This window comes from Thermorudis peleae, from assembly GCF_000744775.1.
Taxonomy (GTDB): Bacteria; Chloroflexota; Chloroflexia; order Thermomicrobiales; family Thermomicrobiaceae; genus Thermorudis; species Thermorudis peleae.
The window spans coordinates 407,869-423,321 of record NZ_JQMP01000003.1; the positions used below are offsets into that span (position 1 = coordinate 407,869).

Below are 15,453 nucleotides of genomic sequence, written 5' to 3' on the forward strand. Positions count from 1 at the left end.
GCTGTTGGCGTCCTTGCCATCTGGCTCGGTTGGGAACGGCTGACTGAATGGTGGTGGCACCCGAACGATGTGCGACCTGCTGGCGTCTTTCGCTATCGTCCTGTGCGCTACCATGGCCCTCCGGTGCACTTACAGGATGGCACCGTCGTCCGCGAGGGTGACCTGATCCTCGAACTCCACCTCAACAACCGTACGCTCTCCCGGTTGAGCGAGCGTCAGCCGTTTCGCCCTTGGCCACTCCTCGCTGAAGCGAGAGAGGACTTGCATCACCTTGCCTGCGAAATCCAACGCGGCACCCTCGGACCGATACGGGCATTGCGTGGGATCACGCTGCTTGCACGAGCAGGACGTCGACTTGGCTTTGAGGTGCAACCAGCGCCAGCCACCTGGTATACCCGGCTCCAGCGTTTCTTCTTCGTCGGGCTTCTCGCGATTTATCACCCGCAGGGGTGGGACGTTGCCCAGCGCTTTCGCCAGCGTGGCTGGCCTGGCGTCGCCTGGATGAGCACGCACGTGCTCATTGCCCGCTATGGTGACGGCTGTGCCGAAGCGCTTCCCGTAGATTTGCCCTCACAGGCAATTGCTGCACCGTGCGAGTCTGGCAACTAGCGCCGCGCGCTTGAAACTCGATTCGCAGCGGTCGCGTGACGTGGCGAAGATGGCGTAGCTGGGCTTGGTGTTATACCCCGCAGCAGGATCGTTCCCTCAACAAGCAAGATCGCTACTGTAATCACGGCTGAGACCACGCACCACTGGCAAATGGCATGGATCACAAAAAGTTCAAGGTAGGTCAAATATGCCGCGTAGAGCGTGCCAGCCAGGGCAATGGCCGTATTTGCCGCAGTCAGGAGTTCAGCTCGCCGAGGCTGCCGCAGCCGTGCCAACGCCAGCATGCCCAAGACGAGATACATGCCTGCGCCGAACAACGCAATCGGAATCCCGGCAATCTCAGCATATTGGCTCTTCTGCACAGTTCCGCAGTCACCAATGTTGCAGATCAAGAGTGATTGCCGGTAATGAACAAGCGTGAGGTATCCAGCATCAAGCAGTCCGGCAAGGGCCAGAATTGGCGTCGCAAGAAAGACCCGTGGCTGGACCGTCATGACTGTGCTCCCAGCGCCTTATCCAGTGCCTTCTTGAGATCATCATAGCTAGAAATTGTGAACGGTGCGCCGTTGTTCACCGAGAACGACGGTGTGGCTTGCACCCCTTGGCTCGAGCCTTGCTTGGTCATAGCCTGCACATCGCCTTGATGCTTATGGCTGTCGAGGCACTGATTAAACGCGTTCATGTCGAGCCCAACGACCTGAGCGATCTGCTTGAGCCGCGCTGGCGTGAACGAACCGACATTCTCGCCAAGCTGGTTTGCGTAAAGGGTTTCATGGAAGTCCCAGAACTTGCCCTGATCGAGGGCGCAGAACGCTGCCTCAGCAGCAGTCTGTGATTCCTGACCAATGAAAGCGAAATCGCGGAATTCTAGCCGGACTTTGCCAGGCCGGATGTAGTCATTGATGAGTTGTGGTAAGACGAGGTCTTCAAAGTTCTTGCAGGCCGGGCACTGATAGTCGCCCCATTCCACGAGCAACACTGGCGCATTCGGATTGCCCAGCACTCGGCCATTTTGCGGAATACCCGTAAAATGGCCAGTTGCTGGCTGAACAGGAGCCGTCGCCTGCTCGGCCTTGGGCCGATTCAGGTAAATCAGCACTGCTGCGGCCAAGACTGCAACGACGACAACACCGCCAATCAGCAACTGGCGGCGCCGGCGTGCAGCACGTTCCTGCTCAGCGCGTCGCTGGGCGCGGCGTGAAAGTTGTGCAGCGGTCGATTGGCGAGGTTTCGTAGCCATTGGTGTTCGTTCCTCCTGCTCGGGCCTTCCATTGTTGGGCTAATGGTAGCATTCAGCTGTGCTCAAGAACGATTGCCCTTGCACCGTTCAGCCGAGCTCCGCTAGCCTCGTACCAGCGTAGCGGAAACGGTGACCCAGAATCGACAGCAACCGAAAAAGCCGAGGCGACCCAAATGCCCACTGTGCAACCAGGCGTCACTATGACTGTTCCATGGCGAGCCGCCCGATGCCTTCGTGCGGTGTCGCGTCGCACCGATCATGTGCGAGCCATCGTGGATGCCTGTGCATCAGCGTATCATCCGTCGGCTGGAAGGCAAGCTGATGCACTAGCCACAAGGACATCGCTGGATATCCAGACGTTTACCGCTGGTGTGCTTGGCTTGCTCGTGGCCACAGTGGTGCTCTTCGGTGTCGAACTGACGCGCGTCTTCGTTGCCGATCTCGTCTTCGTCGTCGATCAGAGCCGTCGTACGGCACTGGCGTTGGCCACGTTCGGTACGTTTGCCTCGCCAGTGCTTGCCCCGCTCTTGGCTCGTATCCTTGGTTGGCGTCGTTTGCATGGGATTGCGCTCATCGGTCTGTGGGTGACCCGCTTGCTCGTGCAAGGCATTGCGGATCCCTTGCCCCGCGTTGTGCTGGCAGGCATCGGCCTTGTCTGCTGGGGGTGGGTCCTCATCTGGCTCCTGCGCATGCCTAACCAGGCCATCGCCTGGGGAGTCCTTGCCGGCTTGGTTGTGGATATTGGACTGCGCGCCCTCTGGCAGACAATTGATCTCCCTTGGCTCCAAGCGCCGGTTCCGCTCGCGCTGACGACCGCGCTGGTGCTCAGCAGTGCTGCTTTTGCGGTATGGGAAGAAGTGCTCTTTCCGCTCACGGCTGAACCGCAAGGACGTCAGCTGAGCCGCCTCGCAGTGATTGGCCCAGCACTGGCGATCTTCCAGATCGTCGCCGGCAATCCCGGCTTTGTCCTCGTCCATGGCGGGCGTACGCTGCCGCTGAGCGTTGCTGTGCTCGGGAGTGCAATCGCGCTCGGCTGGTGTCTCACGCTTTGGCTTGGCCGTCATTGGCTCGGCTGGGCTGCACTCGTGCTGGTCGGCAGTTTTGGTCTTTGGCTTGCCTGGCGCAATGATCAGGGAGCAATCCTTGGCATCGTCCTTGCGATTCTCGCGTGGAGCGCGCTGCTAAGCATCGCAGTGCGAGGCAGTGACGAATCCGCAAATACACGCCTTTGGCCTGCTGCGCTCTGGATTGCAGTGGGACTGCTTGTTCACGTCGCTGGCTTGTTCTGGTACTACACCAGGACAGGCGATGGACGAGCGCTCGCGTTCATATGGGGAGTGCTGAGCCTTATTACCGCGGTCTGCTGGCCCCACGCCCCCGTTCGTCGCAACCAGTTGGCAACCCTGGGCGGTGCCGTGGTCTTGCTTCTTGCTATCGGTGTCGCCACGCTGATGACTATGCGACAGGGACCGGAAGCCGCCGTCCAGACGCCTCTCCCCTCGACCTTCAGCGTCATGACCTATAACATTCAGTCAGGCTTCGCGCGCGATCACCGCTGGAACCTTGAAGAGACCGCCCGCACAATTGCGGCAGTCCATCCTGATGTGGTGGTCTTGCAGGAAGTCAGTCGCGGCTGGCTCGTGACAACTGGGGCTGATGATCTGCTGTGGTTGAGCAGACGCCTCGGCATGCAAGCCGTCTGGGGACCAACGTCGAGCGATGGCTTATGGGGCAACGCCATCCTGACCTCAGCGCCAATCGTGCACGTTGAACGGTTGCGGTACCCGCAGACGCAAAACCTGCGTCGTGGCGCAGTGGCTGTGCAGGTACAAGCCCAGCATGGGACAATCTGGGTGGTTGGAACGCATCTCGACGACCCACGCAATGCCGATGCCGTCAGGCTTGCCCAAACAGCGAGCCTCCTCTCGTTCGTGGCAGATCGCCGCCCGCTCGTCCTCGCCGGCGACTTCAACGCTGATCCCGGCACACCAGTCGTCACGCACGTGCTCGCAGCTGGCCTCGTTGATACGGGGGCGTCCTTCGGCCCTGATTTCACTACGTCCTCCGATCGCCGTCGGATTGACTACATCTTTGTTTCTCCGCCACTTCAGGTTGAGCAGGCTGGCATCGTCGATCGCTGGTCATCCGATCATCGCCCAGTCGTGGCTTGGCTGCGTCTGCCTTCAGCATCCTGAAGCGAGACTGCGCATTCCTTCGGCCCTCTGGTAGGCTTGGAATGCGACGAAGTAGCTGAGAGAAGGTTGTGGCAGCATGATAACCGTCACAGAGCCGCAGCAGCAGGCTCACGGAGCAAGTGAAACCCGCCCAGTCCTGGTAATCGCTGGAGGCACCGGTCTTGTCGGACGGCATCTCATCGCGCAGGCTCGTGATCGCTACACCATTCGCGTCCTCAGTCGAAGCGGCCGGTCGCAAGATCCTGCTGTGCAGGTCGTGAGCTGGGATCCCCAAGCTGCCGCCCGTGGTGCGCCAGATGCGCTCGCCACGCTCCGTCAAGCACTTGACGGAGCAAGCGCCGTTGTCAACCTTGCCGGTGCCTCGATTGGCGAAGGCAGGCTTACCCCACAGCAGCAACGTCGCGTGCTCCAAAGCCGCTTAGATGCAACGAATGCCCTGGTCGAGGCGTGCCTTCGCTGCACTCGCCCGCCAAGTGTGTGGGTACAAGCCTCGGCCGTCGGGTATTACGGTGACACCGGCGACCTCGAAGTTGATGAGACCTGTCCCCCACAGCCTGGCTTTTTCCTCTCCGATGTGTGTGTCGCCTGGGAACGCGCAGCGCGGCGCATTGAATCGCGCGCCGATGGTGCTGTTCGGCTTGTCATCACCCGCTTTGGCCTCGTGCTCGGCCCTGACGCTCCCGCCTGGCAGCGCCTCGTGCTGCCGCTCCGCCTCGGCGTTGCTGGTCCGTTTGGCAGTGGTCGCCAGTGGTGGCCCTGGGTCGATGTCGACGATGTTGCACGCGCTATCTGTTTCCTCATTGAGCATCCCGATTGTCGTGACGTCTACAATGTCACTGCACCCGATCCTGTTCGCCAGATCGATTTTGTGCGTCGGGCGGCACGCCGTCTGCATCGTCCCGCGGTTATCCCAGTCCCAGCGTGGGCGCTCCGCCTCGTCCTTGGTCCGACTGCTGATCAATTGCTGCTGGTCAGCTGTCGTGCAGTGCCGCGGCGATTACGCGCAGCTGGCTTCGACTTCCTTGTCCCTCTCCTCGATACTGAACTCGATCGGTTGCTTGGCCCACGAACGAGGTAAGGCTGTTGCAGCACCATGGCCTGGCGCATCGGCACCTCTGGCTGGTTCTATCGCCACTGGCGTGGACGCTTCTACCCAGCTGAGCTCTCACCGCGCTCCTGGCTGTCCTACTACGCGCAGCACTTCCGCACAACCGAAATTAACCGCAGCTTCTACCGCTTGCCGACGCGTCAGCAGTTTGCCCAGTGGGCTGCAGCAGTTGCTCACAGCCCTGGCTTCTGCTTCGCCGTCAAAGCCAGTCGGCTCATTACCCACGTGCACCGCTTGGGTGATGGTGTGGAGGCGCTTCAGCAATTGCTTGAAGCTTCAGAAGGCCTTGGGCCAGCCCGGGGCCCGCTCCTGGTGCAGCTTCCACCAAGCTTTTCGCGCGACGACGAGTGTCTCCGGCAGTTCCTCACGCGCTTACCCGCTGATCTGCCTGTGGCATTCGAGTTCCGGCACCCGAGCTGGTACACGCCTGAGGTCGTCGCCATGCTCGACCGTGCCGGATGCGCTTGTGTCCTGGCCTACGGTGGCGCGCATCCGACACCCGAAGGATGGTCAGCATTCGGGTCGTTCGGGTATCTTCGCGTCCACAGTGGCCGCTTCGACATTGGCTTGACTGACGACGAGATTGCGTGGCTCGCCGATCGCATTGCGCACTGGCCTGGGCACAGTGCTGGGTTCGTGTACTTCAACAACGATCTTGGTGCCCATGCTATCGCTGATGCCCATCGGCTGCGGGCTCGCTTGCAGGCCATCGGCATCGATGCCATCTAAATGGCCGTGGATGCGCTCGGTATTGACAGGGTGAGAGAGAGAAGCTATACTCATGCCTCGGGCGATGGAGTCCGCCCAAGGCTAGGTATGCTAGCCTGAACCGCCGAGACAAGGCTGATGGCTCCTGCCTACAGGATGTGGGCAGGAGCATTGTTTTTGGTTCTGCCTCCGTCCTGTAGGTGCCTCTGGCAACAGGAGTGCTGGAAACGGAGGTGGAATCGTGGACAATCTCTGGGCTATCGCGGCGGTCTGGATGGCGCTCGCCCTGGCTGCAAGCGTCCTCTCCATTCGCCTCGGTATTTCCGTTGCCCTCATGGAAATCCTCGTTGGGGTGTTTGGCGGCAACGTCCTCCACCTCAGCGTCAATGATTGGATCAATGCCCTCGCAAGCTTCGGCGCCGTTGTCTTAACCTTCCTCGCCGGGGCTGAAATTGAGCCCGACACCTTCCGCCGGCATCTCAAGCCGAGCATTGTCATCGGCCTTGCTGGCTTCTTCTTCCCGTTCTTGGGTGCCGCTGCCTTCGCTCGTTTCGTCGTCGGCTGGGCACCGAGCGCATCCTGGATCGCTGGCATCGCACTCTCAACAACCTCGGTCGCGGTCGTCTATACGGTCATGGTCGAGAGTGGGTTGAACGAGACCGATCTTGGCAAGCTGATCCTGGCTGCCTGCTTTGTCAATGGCCTCGGCACCGTGCTCGCGCTTGGTCTCATCTTCGCCAACTATAACCGCTGGCTTGTCCTCTTCGCTGTTGTCACCGGCGTCGTGCTCGCGCTCTTGCCGCGCTCGACCCGTTGGGTCGTCGCGACCTGGGGCAACCGGGTGACTGAGCCCGAAATCAAGTTTCTCTTCCTCGTGCTCTTCGCGCTCGGCTGGCTTGCGACTCAAGCCAAGAGTGAAGCCGTGCTCCCAGCCTATCTCATCGGCCTGGTTGTCGCAGGCGTCTTCTCTCAGCACCGAATCCTCATGATGCGCATGCGCACCATTGCGTTTGCCATGCTCACGCCGTGGTACTTCCTCAAGGCTGGCCTCTATGTCTCAGCTTCCGCAGTGGTACAGAGCATCGTCCTTATCCTGGCATTCCTGGCCGTCAAGATGGTCGCTAAGCTCATCGGTGTCGGCCCCTTAACACTAGCCTTCCGCCTTGGCCGTCAGCGCAGTGTCTATACCACGCTCCTCATGTCAACCGGCTTAACCTTCGGCACCATTTCCTCCTTGTTTGGCCTGAACCACGGCATCATTAATCAGTCCCAGTACACCATCCTCGTGACCGCTGTTATTGGCTCAGCTCTCGTACCCACCTTCATTGCCCAGACCTGGTTCCTGCCACGCGATGCCTTGACAGAACGTGCGATCGGTGAGTCCGCACCTGCCCACGAATTCGCAACAGTCGGAGAGGAGCAATAGCCAATGTACCGCAAGATCCTCGTCGGATTCGACGGCTCACGTGGGGCGCAGGAGGCGCTACGCCACGCAATCGCAGTCGCGCAGGCCTTCGGTGCCGAACTGTGGACGCTCTCAGTCATCGAAATCCCACAACTCGCGACCGCAACCGTCGGCGAAGTCGATGAGCAGCGCCGGTTGATTGAACAAGAGTTTAAGACCCTCCAGGAACGTGCGCAACAGCTTGCCCGCGAAGCCGGCATGACCGTACAGACCATCACACGGGTTGGTCATCCTGCCCAACTGCTTGTCCAAGAAGCACAGCGTGGTGGCTTTGACCTGCTGGTTATCGGTCACAGTGGTCATTCCGGCATCTGGGGCGTCTTCCTCGGCACGACTGCTGACAAGGTCGTGCGTCACGCTCCGTGTACGGTGCTCGTCGCACGCTGGTAGCGTCCACCCTGGAGCACCCAGCGCGCGTGAAATACGCGTGAAAATAAATGGAGTAGCGTGATGCCATCAGCCGCCATTGCGCACATGGTTACCGCGAAAAAGGCAGATATCCTCAAACTCCTTGCCCGCCGTGGCTGCCCAATTTGCTCTGGGTGTCATGATGAGCTTGAACGTTACTGGTTCTGGTTCTTCAACGAGTCCTATGGCGAAGCCAGTGTTGCCGCACAGTACATCGCATCGTACGGTTTCTGCCCTGAGCATACGCGAGCCATTGCCCGACGGGGGGCCGTCTGGCCAATTTCCGTCATCTACGACTGGACGTTGAGGAATACGCTTCCGTCATTGCGCCAGACACGGCAAGCTCTCGGCGAGGGCGAACGCATCCGCTTCCGCGCCCTCAAACGACAACTCGCTGCCGTGCAGCCCAAGGGCCGCTGCATCATTTGCCAGATGGTCGACGAAACGGCTAAGCGCCTTGTCGACGATCTCCTCCTCGTCCTTACCCACGACGCCGAAACACAACACTGCTTCCGTGCAGGCGATGGCCTCTGCATGCCGCACTTCTTCCTCTCTCTGCAGTGCGCCCAGCCCGATCGGCTCGCTGGCCTGCGACTCGTCTTTGATGTGCAGCTTGCCCAGCTCGAGACGCTCTACGCTGAGCTTGAAGAATATTTCCGTAAATCCGATTACCGGTTCGCCAATGAACCGCGCGGCCCCGAGCAAACTGCCTGGCTGCGGGCTGTTCAGCGCTTTGCTGGTGACACCACAATGCTCGCCCACGGACAGGAGGAGATGCGGGATAGCGGCAACAGTAATTCCTAGTCCAGAGCGAGGGAGCCAATGGTGGCTTTGCAGGGAAGCATTCGCACGTACCAGTATCGCTGTGCCATGCCAGTTGAAGGCCTCACCATTGTCTTCACCCAGCAACGCCTCCGGGTAGCCTACTGGAACGCGCTGGCCACGCACGTACGGCGCGCTCGCCGCTCCTTGTCTCGTTCTCCACGCGCAAAAACGCCCGATCCTCCGCTTGCTCCTCAATCAGCAGGCTTCGATCTCAAAACTGTCCGCGCGCAGTTCCGAGCCCAAGGGCTTTACCATGGGAATTATCAAGATGTCGAGCGCGCCTTCCGGGCAGTGCTTCGCCGGGTTGGGCCGCCGCATCCCCGCCGCTATGACCCGTGGTCTGGAACCGTCTCGTATTGGTTTATGAAGGGCTTGCCGGTCTCCCAACTCACCTGCGATCCCCGTGTTCGTCTCGAACCGGTTCCCCCATGGTCGTCCCGAGCTGGTGTGCGTCATACAGTCCGGACAAGGCTCTTGCGCGTTCGCGTCGGTACCGATCACGAACGGCAGCCAATCTGGCTCGCGCTCCCCATCTTCCTGCATCGCCCGTTACCAACCGACGGCATCATCCGCCTCGTGCGTGTCCAGTGGCGGCCTTCTCCGCGCATCCATTTGCCGACGCCCGAGATGGTCGAACGCTTCCAGCGTGCTCTCGGGCTCGACAACGCTGAGATCGCTGCAGCACTCCGTGCTGTTGGCCTCGACTGGACTATTCCGGAACAACTCGCTCCTTGGGTACGACGCCAGCTTGAGTGGTCAGCGAGCTTTGTCGTTGCTTTGCCAAGTCGGCCAACTCAGCCTGGGCCGGCCCGCCGGTCTGCAGCAATGGCACTCTGCTGGCGAGTGGTCGCGAATCACGGACTGCGATGTGGCTATTGGCTCGGCGACGATGGTGCCGAGGGCGACGTTGTCCTTCCGCACGCGTGGCTTGCCGACATAGCTCAGGCCGATCGCCTGCGCAGCCTACGGGCACGGCGGCGCAACGAACTTGTTCGATCCCTACTCGTGTGGGGGCAGTCAGCGAGCAGTTGTCCATCGTGGCTGCGCCACGCCCTCAACGCGCTGCCGTCTTGGCGCTCACCGACCCTCTTCGCATTCTTAGCCTGGTTCTGGCAGTGCCATCGCTTCGCTGGCGACGAACAGGGCTTTGCTCTCCTCTGGACATGGCGTGTCGATGACCGCCGCCTTGCGCTCCAGGAGTGGAGTCGACGTACAACGTACTGGCGTCGGCGTCGAGAGGCGTATCGGCGCATTGCCGCACAGCTGAGTAGACGCTATCGGGTCATCCTGCTCGAAAAGCAAGACCTTCGCCCCTTAGCAACGGCCAACGTACCTGGAGCCGTGCCGTCGCCAGAACAACATCAGCGGATGCTCGCTGCTCCGTCGCTCCTCCGCGCGTTACTTGCGCATGCGTTTCGCCGCGACCATGGCCCTGGAGCGGTGGTGCTCGTGCCTCCTCCCACACTGCACCTGTGTCCAACCTGCAGCACGGCTCGCAATGCAAATCGCGGCGCATCGCCAACCTTCGTCTGTCCAACGTGTGGCACGGCTGAGGATCACGATCGTCGAGTGTGCCTGTACCTGCTCGCGCAGGTACACGATACGCTGGCACAACAACGGGGTGATCAGCCGGCAACGACGACACAGTGATTCAGAAACACCTGTTTGTGCCTGGTTCCCGGCCTCGTAGGGAACACACAATCCATCCACTCCCTCGTTACGTCATTGCGCTACCTGGGATCGAGCGCTATCCTCAAAACCAGAGGGGAGCCGAGGGAGGCAGACAACATGGGTATCGTCGAGACGCTCCGGGCGCATGTCGGCCGTGTCCCGAACCCGGTCAGCCGCACAACCCGTGAGGCCCATGCTCGTATCCGCGGCGCAAAAGTAACAATCAGCGTGTGTCCCTACTGTGCTGTCGGCTGCTCGCAGCTCGTCTACACCAAAGAAGGCCGCGTCATTGACATCGAAGGCAACTACGAGAGCCCGATCAATGGCGGCACGCTCTGCCCCAAGGGAGCCGCAACCTTCCAGCTCATGAACAGCCCCTATCGCGTCACGACTGTGAAGTACCGCGCTCCCTATAGCGACCATTGGGAAGAGCGGCCGCTGGAATGGGCAATGGAGCGGATTGCCCAGCTGGTCAAGCAGACCCGCGACGCGACCTACGAGCATACCGACGCGAACGGTATGGTTGTCAACCGCACGTTAGGCATTGCACATCTGGGCGGTGCGACGCTCGATAACGAGGAGAATTACCTGATCAAGAAGCTCTTCACCGGTGGGCTCGGCATCGTCGCCGTCGAAAACCAGGCCCGTATATGACACTCGAGCACGGTGCCCGGTCTGGGCGCCCGGCTCGGTCGTGGCGGTGCGACCACAATGCAGCAGAGCCTTGCTGACAGCGACTGCATCGTGATCATGGGCTCGAACATGGCCGAGAATCACCCGGTTGGCTTCCGTTTTGTCCTCAAAGCCAAAACCCGGGGTGCGACGGTTATCCACATCGACCCGCGCTTTTCCCGCACCTCGGCCTTGGCCGACTACTACGTTGCCATCCGGCCCGGCAGTGACCTCGTCTTCCTCGGCGCGCTCATCAACTACGTCATCAACCACCCGCGCTGGCAGGCTGATTCGTTCTTCCATGACTACCTTGTCCACTATACTAACGCCGCAGCGATTATTCGCCCCGACTTCAAAGACACGGAGGACCTCGCTGGCCTCTTCAGCGGCTACGACCCCCACGCGCGGCGCTATGATCCCTCTACCTGGCAGTACACCACCGCTGCACGTGCCACGTTGCCTGGTGTCTCTCACAGCGACCATCACGATTACCAGGCGCCACAAGACAGCGAGGCGCAATCTGAGACTTCTGAAGAGCCAGCGCGCCCGCGCGTCGAGCCGGAGCGCGATCCAACGCTCCAACATCCCTTCTGCGCGTTCCAGCTCGTCCGCAAGCACTTTGCCCGTTACACCCCCGAGTTAGTCGAACAAGCCTGTGGTGTGCCACAGGATGTCTTCCGTACCATTGCCGAAACCATCCTCGCCAATTCTGGTCGCGACCGTACCACGGCCTTTTGCTACGCTGTCGCCTGGACGCAACATACTATCGGGACGCAGATTATCAGTTGCTGTGCCCTGCTCCAGTTGCTGCTCGGCAACATCGGCCGCCCCGGCGGTGGGATTCTTGCGCTACGTGGGCACGCAACGATTCAAGGCTCGACCGATATTCCAACGCTCTACGATCTGTTGCCGGGCTACTTGAAGATGCCTCGTGCCCTACCAGGCTACGCCACGCTTGCAGACTACCTGCGCAGTGAACGTCCGCAGACTGGCCAGTGGTACGACATGCCCAAGTATCTGGTCTCCCTGCTCAAAGCGTGGTACGGCGACGCAGCCAAGCCCGAAAACGACTTCGCGTATGACCTCTTACCCAAGATTGGCGGCGACTACTCCTTCGAGGCCATGATCCCGCTTATGCGTGATGGTGTCATCAAGGGCCTCTTCTGTATGGGGATGAACCCAGCTGTCGGTGGGCAGAATGCTGTCCTGGCTCGTCGTGCACTGGCAAACCTCGACTGGCTTGTCGTCCGCGACATTCACGAGATTGAGACGGCCGCCTTCTGGTATGACGCGCCTGAGGTCAAGCGGGGTGAACTGCGCCCAGACCAGATCAAGACCGAAGTCTTCCTCCTGCCAGCAGCGGTTGCCGCAGAGAAAGCCGGCAGCTACACCAACACCCAACGCCTTGTTCAGTTCCACGAGAAAGCCGTCGATCCTCCTGGTGATGCCCGCTCTGAACTCTGGTTTGTCTACTGGCTCGGCAAGCGGCTCAAGGAGCTCTATGCCGGCGATGAGAGCCCGGCAGGTCGCCAAATCGCAGCCCTCACGTGGGAGTATCCAACCATCGGCCCACATCATGAGCCCGATCCCATTGCCATCAATCGCGAGATCAACGGCTACACCGTCGCTGATGGCAAGCTTGTTCCTGGATACACTGCTCTGCGCGACGACGGCTCAACCGCCTGTGGCTGCTGGATCTATTCCGGCATCATGCCGGAAGAAGGCCGCTTGCTCTCACGCCGGCGCAAGGGCGATGATCGTGCTTCGCTCGAATGGGGCTTCTCCTGGCCAGCCAACCGACGCATCCTCTACAACCGGGCTTCGGCTGATCCCCAAGGTCGCCCCTGGAGCGAGCGCAAGAAGTGGGTCTGGTGGGACCCGGAAAAACAACAGTGGACGGGATACGACGTCCCAGACTTTCCTGTGACCAAACCGCCCGACTATCAGCCCCTGCCTGGCGCAAAAGGCCTTGATGCCCTGCCCGGCGATGCTCCCTTTATCATGATGCCGGATGGTGTCGGCTGGCTCTTCGCTCCGACTGGCCTGATGGATGGCCCGTTGCCGACGCACTACGAACCGTGGGAAACGCCAGTTCCCAATCTGCTCTATCCCTCCCAGCCACGCAGCCCTGTCGCGCCTGTCTTCGCTCGGCCAGAGAATCGCTATCACGACATCGGCGACCCGCGCTATCCCTATGTCATCACAACCTATCGCTTAACCGAGCATCACACCGCTGGTGGCATGAGCCGTTGGGTGCCCTGGCTTGCTGAATTACAGCCCGCCGGATTCGTCGAAATAAGTCCTGAATTGGCCGCAGAGCTCGACATCAAGAACGGTGATTGGGTCGTTGTAAGTACCGCGCGTGGTGAAATCGAGCTCCGTGCCCTCGTCACCTCGCGCATGCAACCGTTGACAATCAACGGCAAAACCGTGCACGTGATCGGTATCCCCTGGCACTTCGGCTTTGGCGGCCTCGCAACCGGCGGGATTGCCAACGATCTCAGTGCGCTGATTGAGGATCCGAATTCCTTAATCCACGAAGCCAAAGCCTTTACGTGTGCGGTGCGCAAAGGACGATTGTCCTCATAGGGTAGGAGTGCGTGATGGCGGCAGATCTCCGCGTCGGCACAACTGGTGCTCGGCCAGGCGCTATGGGCTTCCTCACCGACACCACCCTTTGTATCGGCTGCAAAGCCTGTGAGGTTGCCTGTAAACAGTGGAATCAGCTGCCCATGGACAACTTCGGTTTCACCGGGATGAGCTACGACAACACCGGCGATCTCGGTGCGACAACCTGGCGCCACGTCGCATTCATCGAGCGGATCGACGACCACACTGGTCGCCGCCCCGTGAAATTGCAGCCCTTCCAGAGTAACTGGCTCATGCTCAGCGATGTCTGCAAGCACTGTGTTTACGCTGGCTGCATGGAAGCCTGCCCAACTGGTGCGATTATCCGCACCGAGTTCGATACGGTTGTGATTCAACAGGACATCTGCAACGGCTGTGGCTATTGTGTGCCCGCTTGTCCCTTCGGTGTGCCCGAGTTGAGTCTCACCGACCGGAAAGCGCACAAGTGCACGCTCTGCTATGACCGGCTCAAAGATGGTCTCGAACCAGCCTGTGCCAAGGCCTGTCCAACGGACGCGATTCAGTTCGGTCCCGTGCCGCAGCTCATGGAGCGTGCGCGCAAGCGTGTGGAAGAGTTACACCAGCAAGGCGTGACAAGCGCCTATATCTACGGCGATCGCGCTGTCGGTGGCACTGGCGGCATTGAAGGCCTGAACGCCTTTTTCATCCTGACCGCACCGCCCGAGGTCTATAACCTGCCTGCGCAGCCAGAGTTGCCTCAGCGCCGTGTCCTTCCTGCGTTCCTCAGCACGGCAGCTGCGGCGCTTGCCCTCGGCCTAGCGGCCTGGCGTGCTTTGCGCGGTGTGAAATGAGGAGCAGCAGATGATGACGGTCGACACTGGCGTACGACGCTGGGAACATCGGCGGGCCCGCTCTGTTGGCGAAGCTGCTGCAACCAGCTACTACGGTGTTCCACCAATCCATAAGGCTCACTGGCGGTGGTCAGTTGCGCTCTACTTCTTCCTCGGTGGTTTGGCTGGCGCGAGTGGGGTGATTGCGTCCTTCGCACGGCTCTTCGGCGGCCGCGAAGCACGGCCGCTCGTGCGGCTCGCGCGCTACCTCTCCTTTATCGCTATTCTCCCTGCCCCCTTCCTCCTTATTTATGACCTTGGACGCCCCGAGCGCTTCCATCACATGCTCCGTGTTGTCAAGTTCCGCTCCCCGATGTCGCTCGGTGTCTGGGGGCTCATCGCTGCGAGTGCAACAGCCACCCTCAATGCGTTCCGCCAGGCGGCCGACGATGGCATGCTCGGCCAGCGCACGCCGCTGGCTGCCCTTGGACGTCGCTTGCCTGACCGTGCGATTGCTGCACTCAGTGTCGGCCCCTCGTTCTTCCTCAGCGGCTACACTGGCGTCTTGCTTGGGGCAACGGCGGTGCCGCTCTGGGCCAAAAATGCGCTCTTGCTCGGTCCGCTTTTTCTCTGTTCCGCCCTTTCGAATGCGTGTGCCGCCCTTTCCGTGCTCCTTCGTCGGCTCGGACCAGCGTCCCTGCCCCTGATCCATCGGCTGGAGCGCCTTGAACGGGTCGCGTTGGTCAGCGAACTAATCTTGCTGGTAGCGCTCGAGCAGCAGAGTGGACCAGTCATTGCGCGCCCGCTTCGCACTGGCCGGCTCGGCCGCGTCCGCAACGCCTTGCTCAGCGCTGGCCTTGCACTCCCTATCTCCGTGCACCTGCTTGTCGGCCAGCGCCGCGGGCGCTTGCCTGAAGCCCTACGGCACATCGCGACGCTCTTCGTCCTTGCCAGCGGCTTCGCCCTCCGCATCCTCATCCTCTTTGCCGGTCACGCCTCCGCTGATGACCCCGAAGCCACCTTCGTCTTCAACCGCCGCGGAAGTCGCCCCTGAGAGATGAATGGAAAGAATCAGCCAAAACAGTTGCCTTCATCTTTGTAATCATGTATGCTTGCTTGCACGGTTTGCGGTC

Annotated in this window: 13 protein-coding genes and 1 riboswitch; of the genes, 11 read left to right on the forward strand and 2 right to left on the reverse strand. The window is 60.7% G+C overall.

The annotated features are described in order from the left end of the window. Positions 1-18: 18 nt before the first annotated feature. Positions 19-609 (forward strand): YkoP family protein, encoded by a 591-nt coding sequence (locus N675_RS13585; RefSeq protein WP_422396426.1) that lies wholly within the window; start codon positions 19-21, stop codon positions 607-609. Here N675_RS13585 and N675_RS04850 read toward each other — a convergent pair. Next, positions 606-1,103, reverse strand: a complete 498-nt coding sequence (locus N675_RS04850; protein WP_081886870.1) for a vitamin K epoxide reductase family protein — start codon at positions 1,101-1,103, stop codon at positions 606-608. The genes N675_RS13585 and N675_RS04850 overlap by 4 nt on opposite strands. Beyond that, complete coding sequence (locus N675_RS04855) at positions 1,100-1,849, reverse strand: DsbA family protein (protein ID WP_051914188.1); 750 nt, start codon at positions 1,847-1,849, stop codon at positions 1,100-1,102. Before N675_RS04855 ends, N675_RS04850 begins: the two co-directional genes overlap by 4 nt. 173 nt (positions 1,850-2,022) lie before the next feature. On the opposite strand from N675_RS04855, the gene N675_RS04860 reads away from it, so the two are divergent. From N675_RS04860 to nrfD, 10 genes are all read left to right on the forward strand, one after another. After that, complete coding sequence (locus tag N675_RS04860) at positions 2,023-4,044, forward strand: endonuclease/exonuclease/phosphatase family protein (protein WP_038038325.1); 2,022 nt, start codon at positions 2,023-2,025, stop codon at positions 4,042-4,044. 76 nt (positions 4,045-4,120) lie between these two features. Then, on the forward strand, positions 4,121-5,122 hold the full coding sequence (locus tag N675_RS04865) for a TIGR01777 family oxidoreductase (RefSeq protein WP_051914192.1): 1,002 nt from the start codon (positions 4,121-4,123) through the stop codon (positions 5,120-5,122). A gap of 15 nt (positions 5,123-5,137) precedes the next feature. Continuing rightward, positions 5,138-5,881: a DUF72 domain-containing protein gene (locus tag N675_RS04870; RefSeq protein WP_038038326.1), complete on the forward strand. Its 744-nt coding sequence runs from the start codon at positions 5,138-5,140 to the stop codon at positions 5,879-5,881. 51 nt (positions 5,882-5,932) lie between these two features. Further along, positions 5,933-6,015: riboswitch (Fluoride riboswitch) on the forward strand. A gap of 86 nt (positions 6,016-6,101) precedes the next feature. After that, positions 6,102-7,286: a cation:proton antiporter gene (locus N675_RS04875; protein ID WP_038038327.1), complete on the forward strand. Its 1,185-nt coding sequence runs from the start codon at positions 6,102-6,104 to the stop codon at positions 7,284-7,286. Between the two features lie 3 nt (positions 7,287-7,289). Continuing rightward, the gene (locus tag N675_RS04880) at positions 7,290-7,715 is read left to right on the forward strand and encodes a universal stress protein (RefSeq protein WP_038038328.1); all 426 of its coding nucleotides are present in this window, start codon (positions 7,290-7,292) and stop codon (positions 7,713-7,715) included. A gap of 60 nt (positions 7,716-7,775) precedes the next feature. Then, the gene (locus N675_RS04885; RefSeq protein ID WP_038038329.1) at positions 7,776-8,537 is read left to right on the forward strand and encodes a DUF6062 family protein; all 762 of its coding nucleotides are present in this window, start codon (positions 7,776-7,778) and stop codon (positions 8,535-8,537) included. 18 nt (positions 8,538-8,555) lie between these two features. Beyond that, the gene (locus N675_RS04890) at positions 8,556-10,208 is read left to right on the forward strand and encodes a hypothetical protein (RefSeq protein WP_038038330.1); all 1,653 of its coding nucleotides are present in this window, start codon (positions 8,556-8,558) and stop codon (positions 10,206-10,208) included. Between the two features lie 138 nt (positions 10,209-10,346). Next, positions 10,347-13,490 (forward strand): formate dehydrogenase, encoded by a 3,144-nt coding sequence (fdh, locus tag N675_RS04900; protein ID WP_156100819.1) that lies wholly within the window; start codon positions 10,347-10,349, stop codon positions 13,488-13,490. Between the two features lie 14 nt (positions 13,491-13,504). Next, positions 13,505-14,341: a 4Fe-4S dicluster domain-containing protein gene (locus tag N675_RS04905; protein ID WP_051914194.1), complete on the forward strand. Its 837-nt coding sequence runs from the start codon at positions 13,505-13,507 to the stop codon at positions 14,339-14,341. Between the two features lie 10 nt (positions 14,342-14,351). Further along, the gene (gene nrfD / locus N675_RS04910) at positions 14,352-15,374 is read left to right on the forward strand and encodes an NrfD/PsrC family molybdoenzyme membrane anchor subunit (protein ID WP_231577936.1); all 1,023 of its coding nucleotides are present in this window, start codon (positions 14,352-14,354) and stop codon (positions 15,372-15,374) included. The last annotated feature ends 79 nt before the right edge of the window (positions 15,375-15,453 follow it).

What these genes read in the sequence shown, in the direction of transcription:
- N675_RS04850 (WP_081886870.1), bottom strand. Translation starts at nt 1,103, where the DNA reads ATGACGGTCCAGCCACGGGTCTTTCTTGCGACGCCAATTCTGGCCCTT.
- N675_RS04855 (WP_051914188.1), bottom strand. Translation starts at nt 1,849, where the DNA reads ATGGCTACGAAACCTCGCCAATCGACCGCTGCACAACTTTCACGCCGC.
- N675_RS04860 (WP_038038325.1), top strand. Translation starts at nt 2,023, where the DNA reads ATGCCCACTGTGCAACCAGGCGTCACTATGACTGTTCCATGGCGAGCC.
- N675_RS04865 (WP_051914192.1), top strand. Translation starts at nt 4,121, where the DNA reads ATGATAACCGTCACAGAGCCGCAGCAGCAGGCTCACGGAGCAAGTGAA.
- N675_RS04870 (WP_038038326.1), top strand. Translation starts at nt 5,138, where the DNA reads ATGGCCTGGCGCATCGGCACCTCTGGCTGGTTCTATCGCCACTGGCGT.
- N675_RS04880 (WP_038038328.1), top strand. Translation starts at nt 7,290, where the DNA reads ATGTACCGCAAGATCCTCGTCGGATTCGACGGCTCACGTGGGGCGCAG.
- N675_RS04885 (WP_038038329.1), top strand. Translation starts at nt 7,776, where the DNA reads ATGCCATCAGCCGCCATTGCGCACATGGTTACCGCGAAAAAGGCAGAT.
- N675_RS04890 (WP_038038330.1), top strand. Translation starts at nt 8,556, where the DNA reads ATGGTGGCTTTGCAGGGAAGCATTCGCACGTACCAGTATCGCTGTGCC.
- N675_RS04905 (WP_051914194.1), top strand. Translation starts at nt 13,505, where the DNA reads ATGGCGGCAGATCTCCGCGTCGGCACAACTGGTGCTCGGCCAGGCGCT.
- nrfD (WP_231577936.1), top strand. Translation starts at nt 14,352, where the DNA reads ATGATGACGGTCGACACTGGCGTACGACGCTGGGAACATCGGCGGGCC.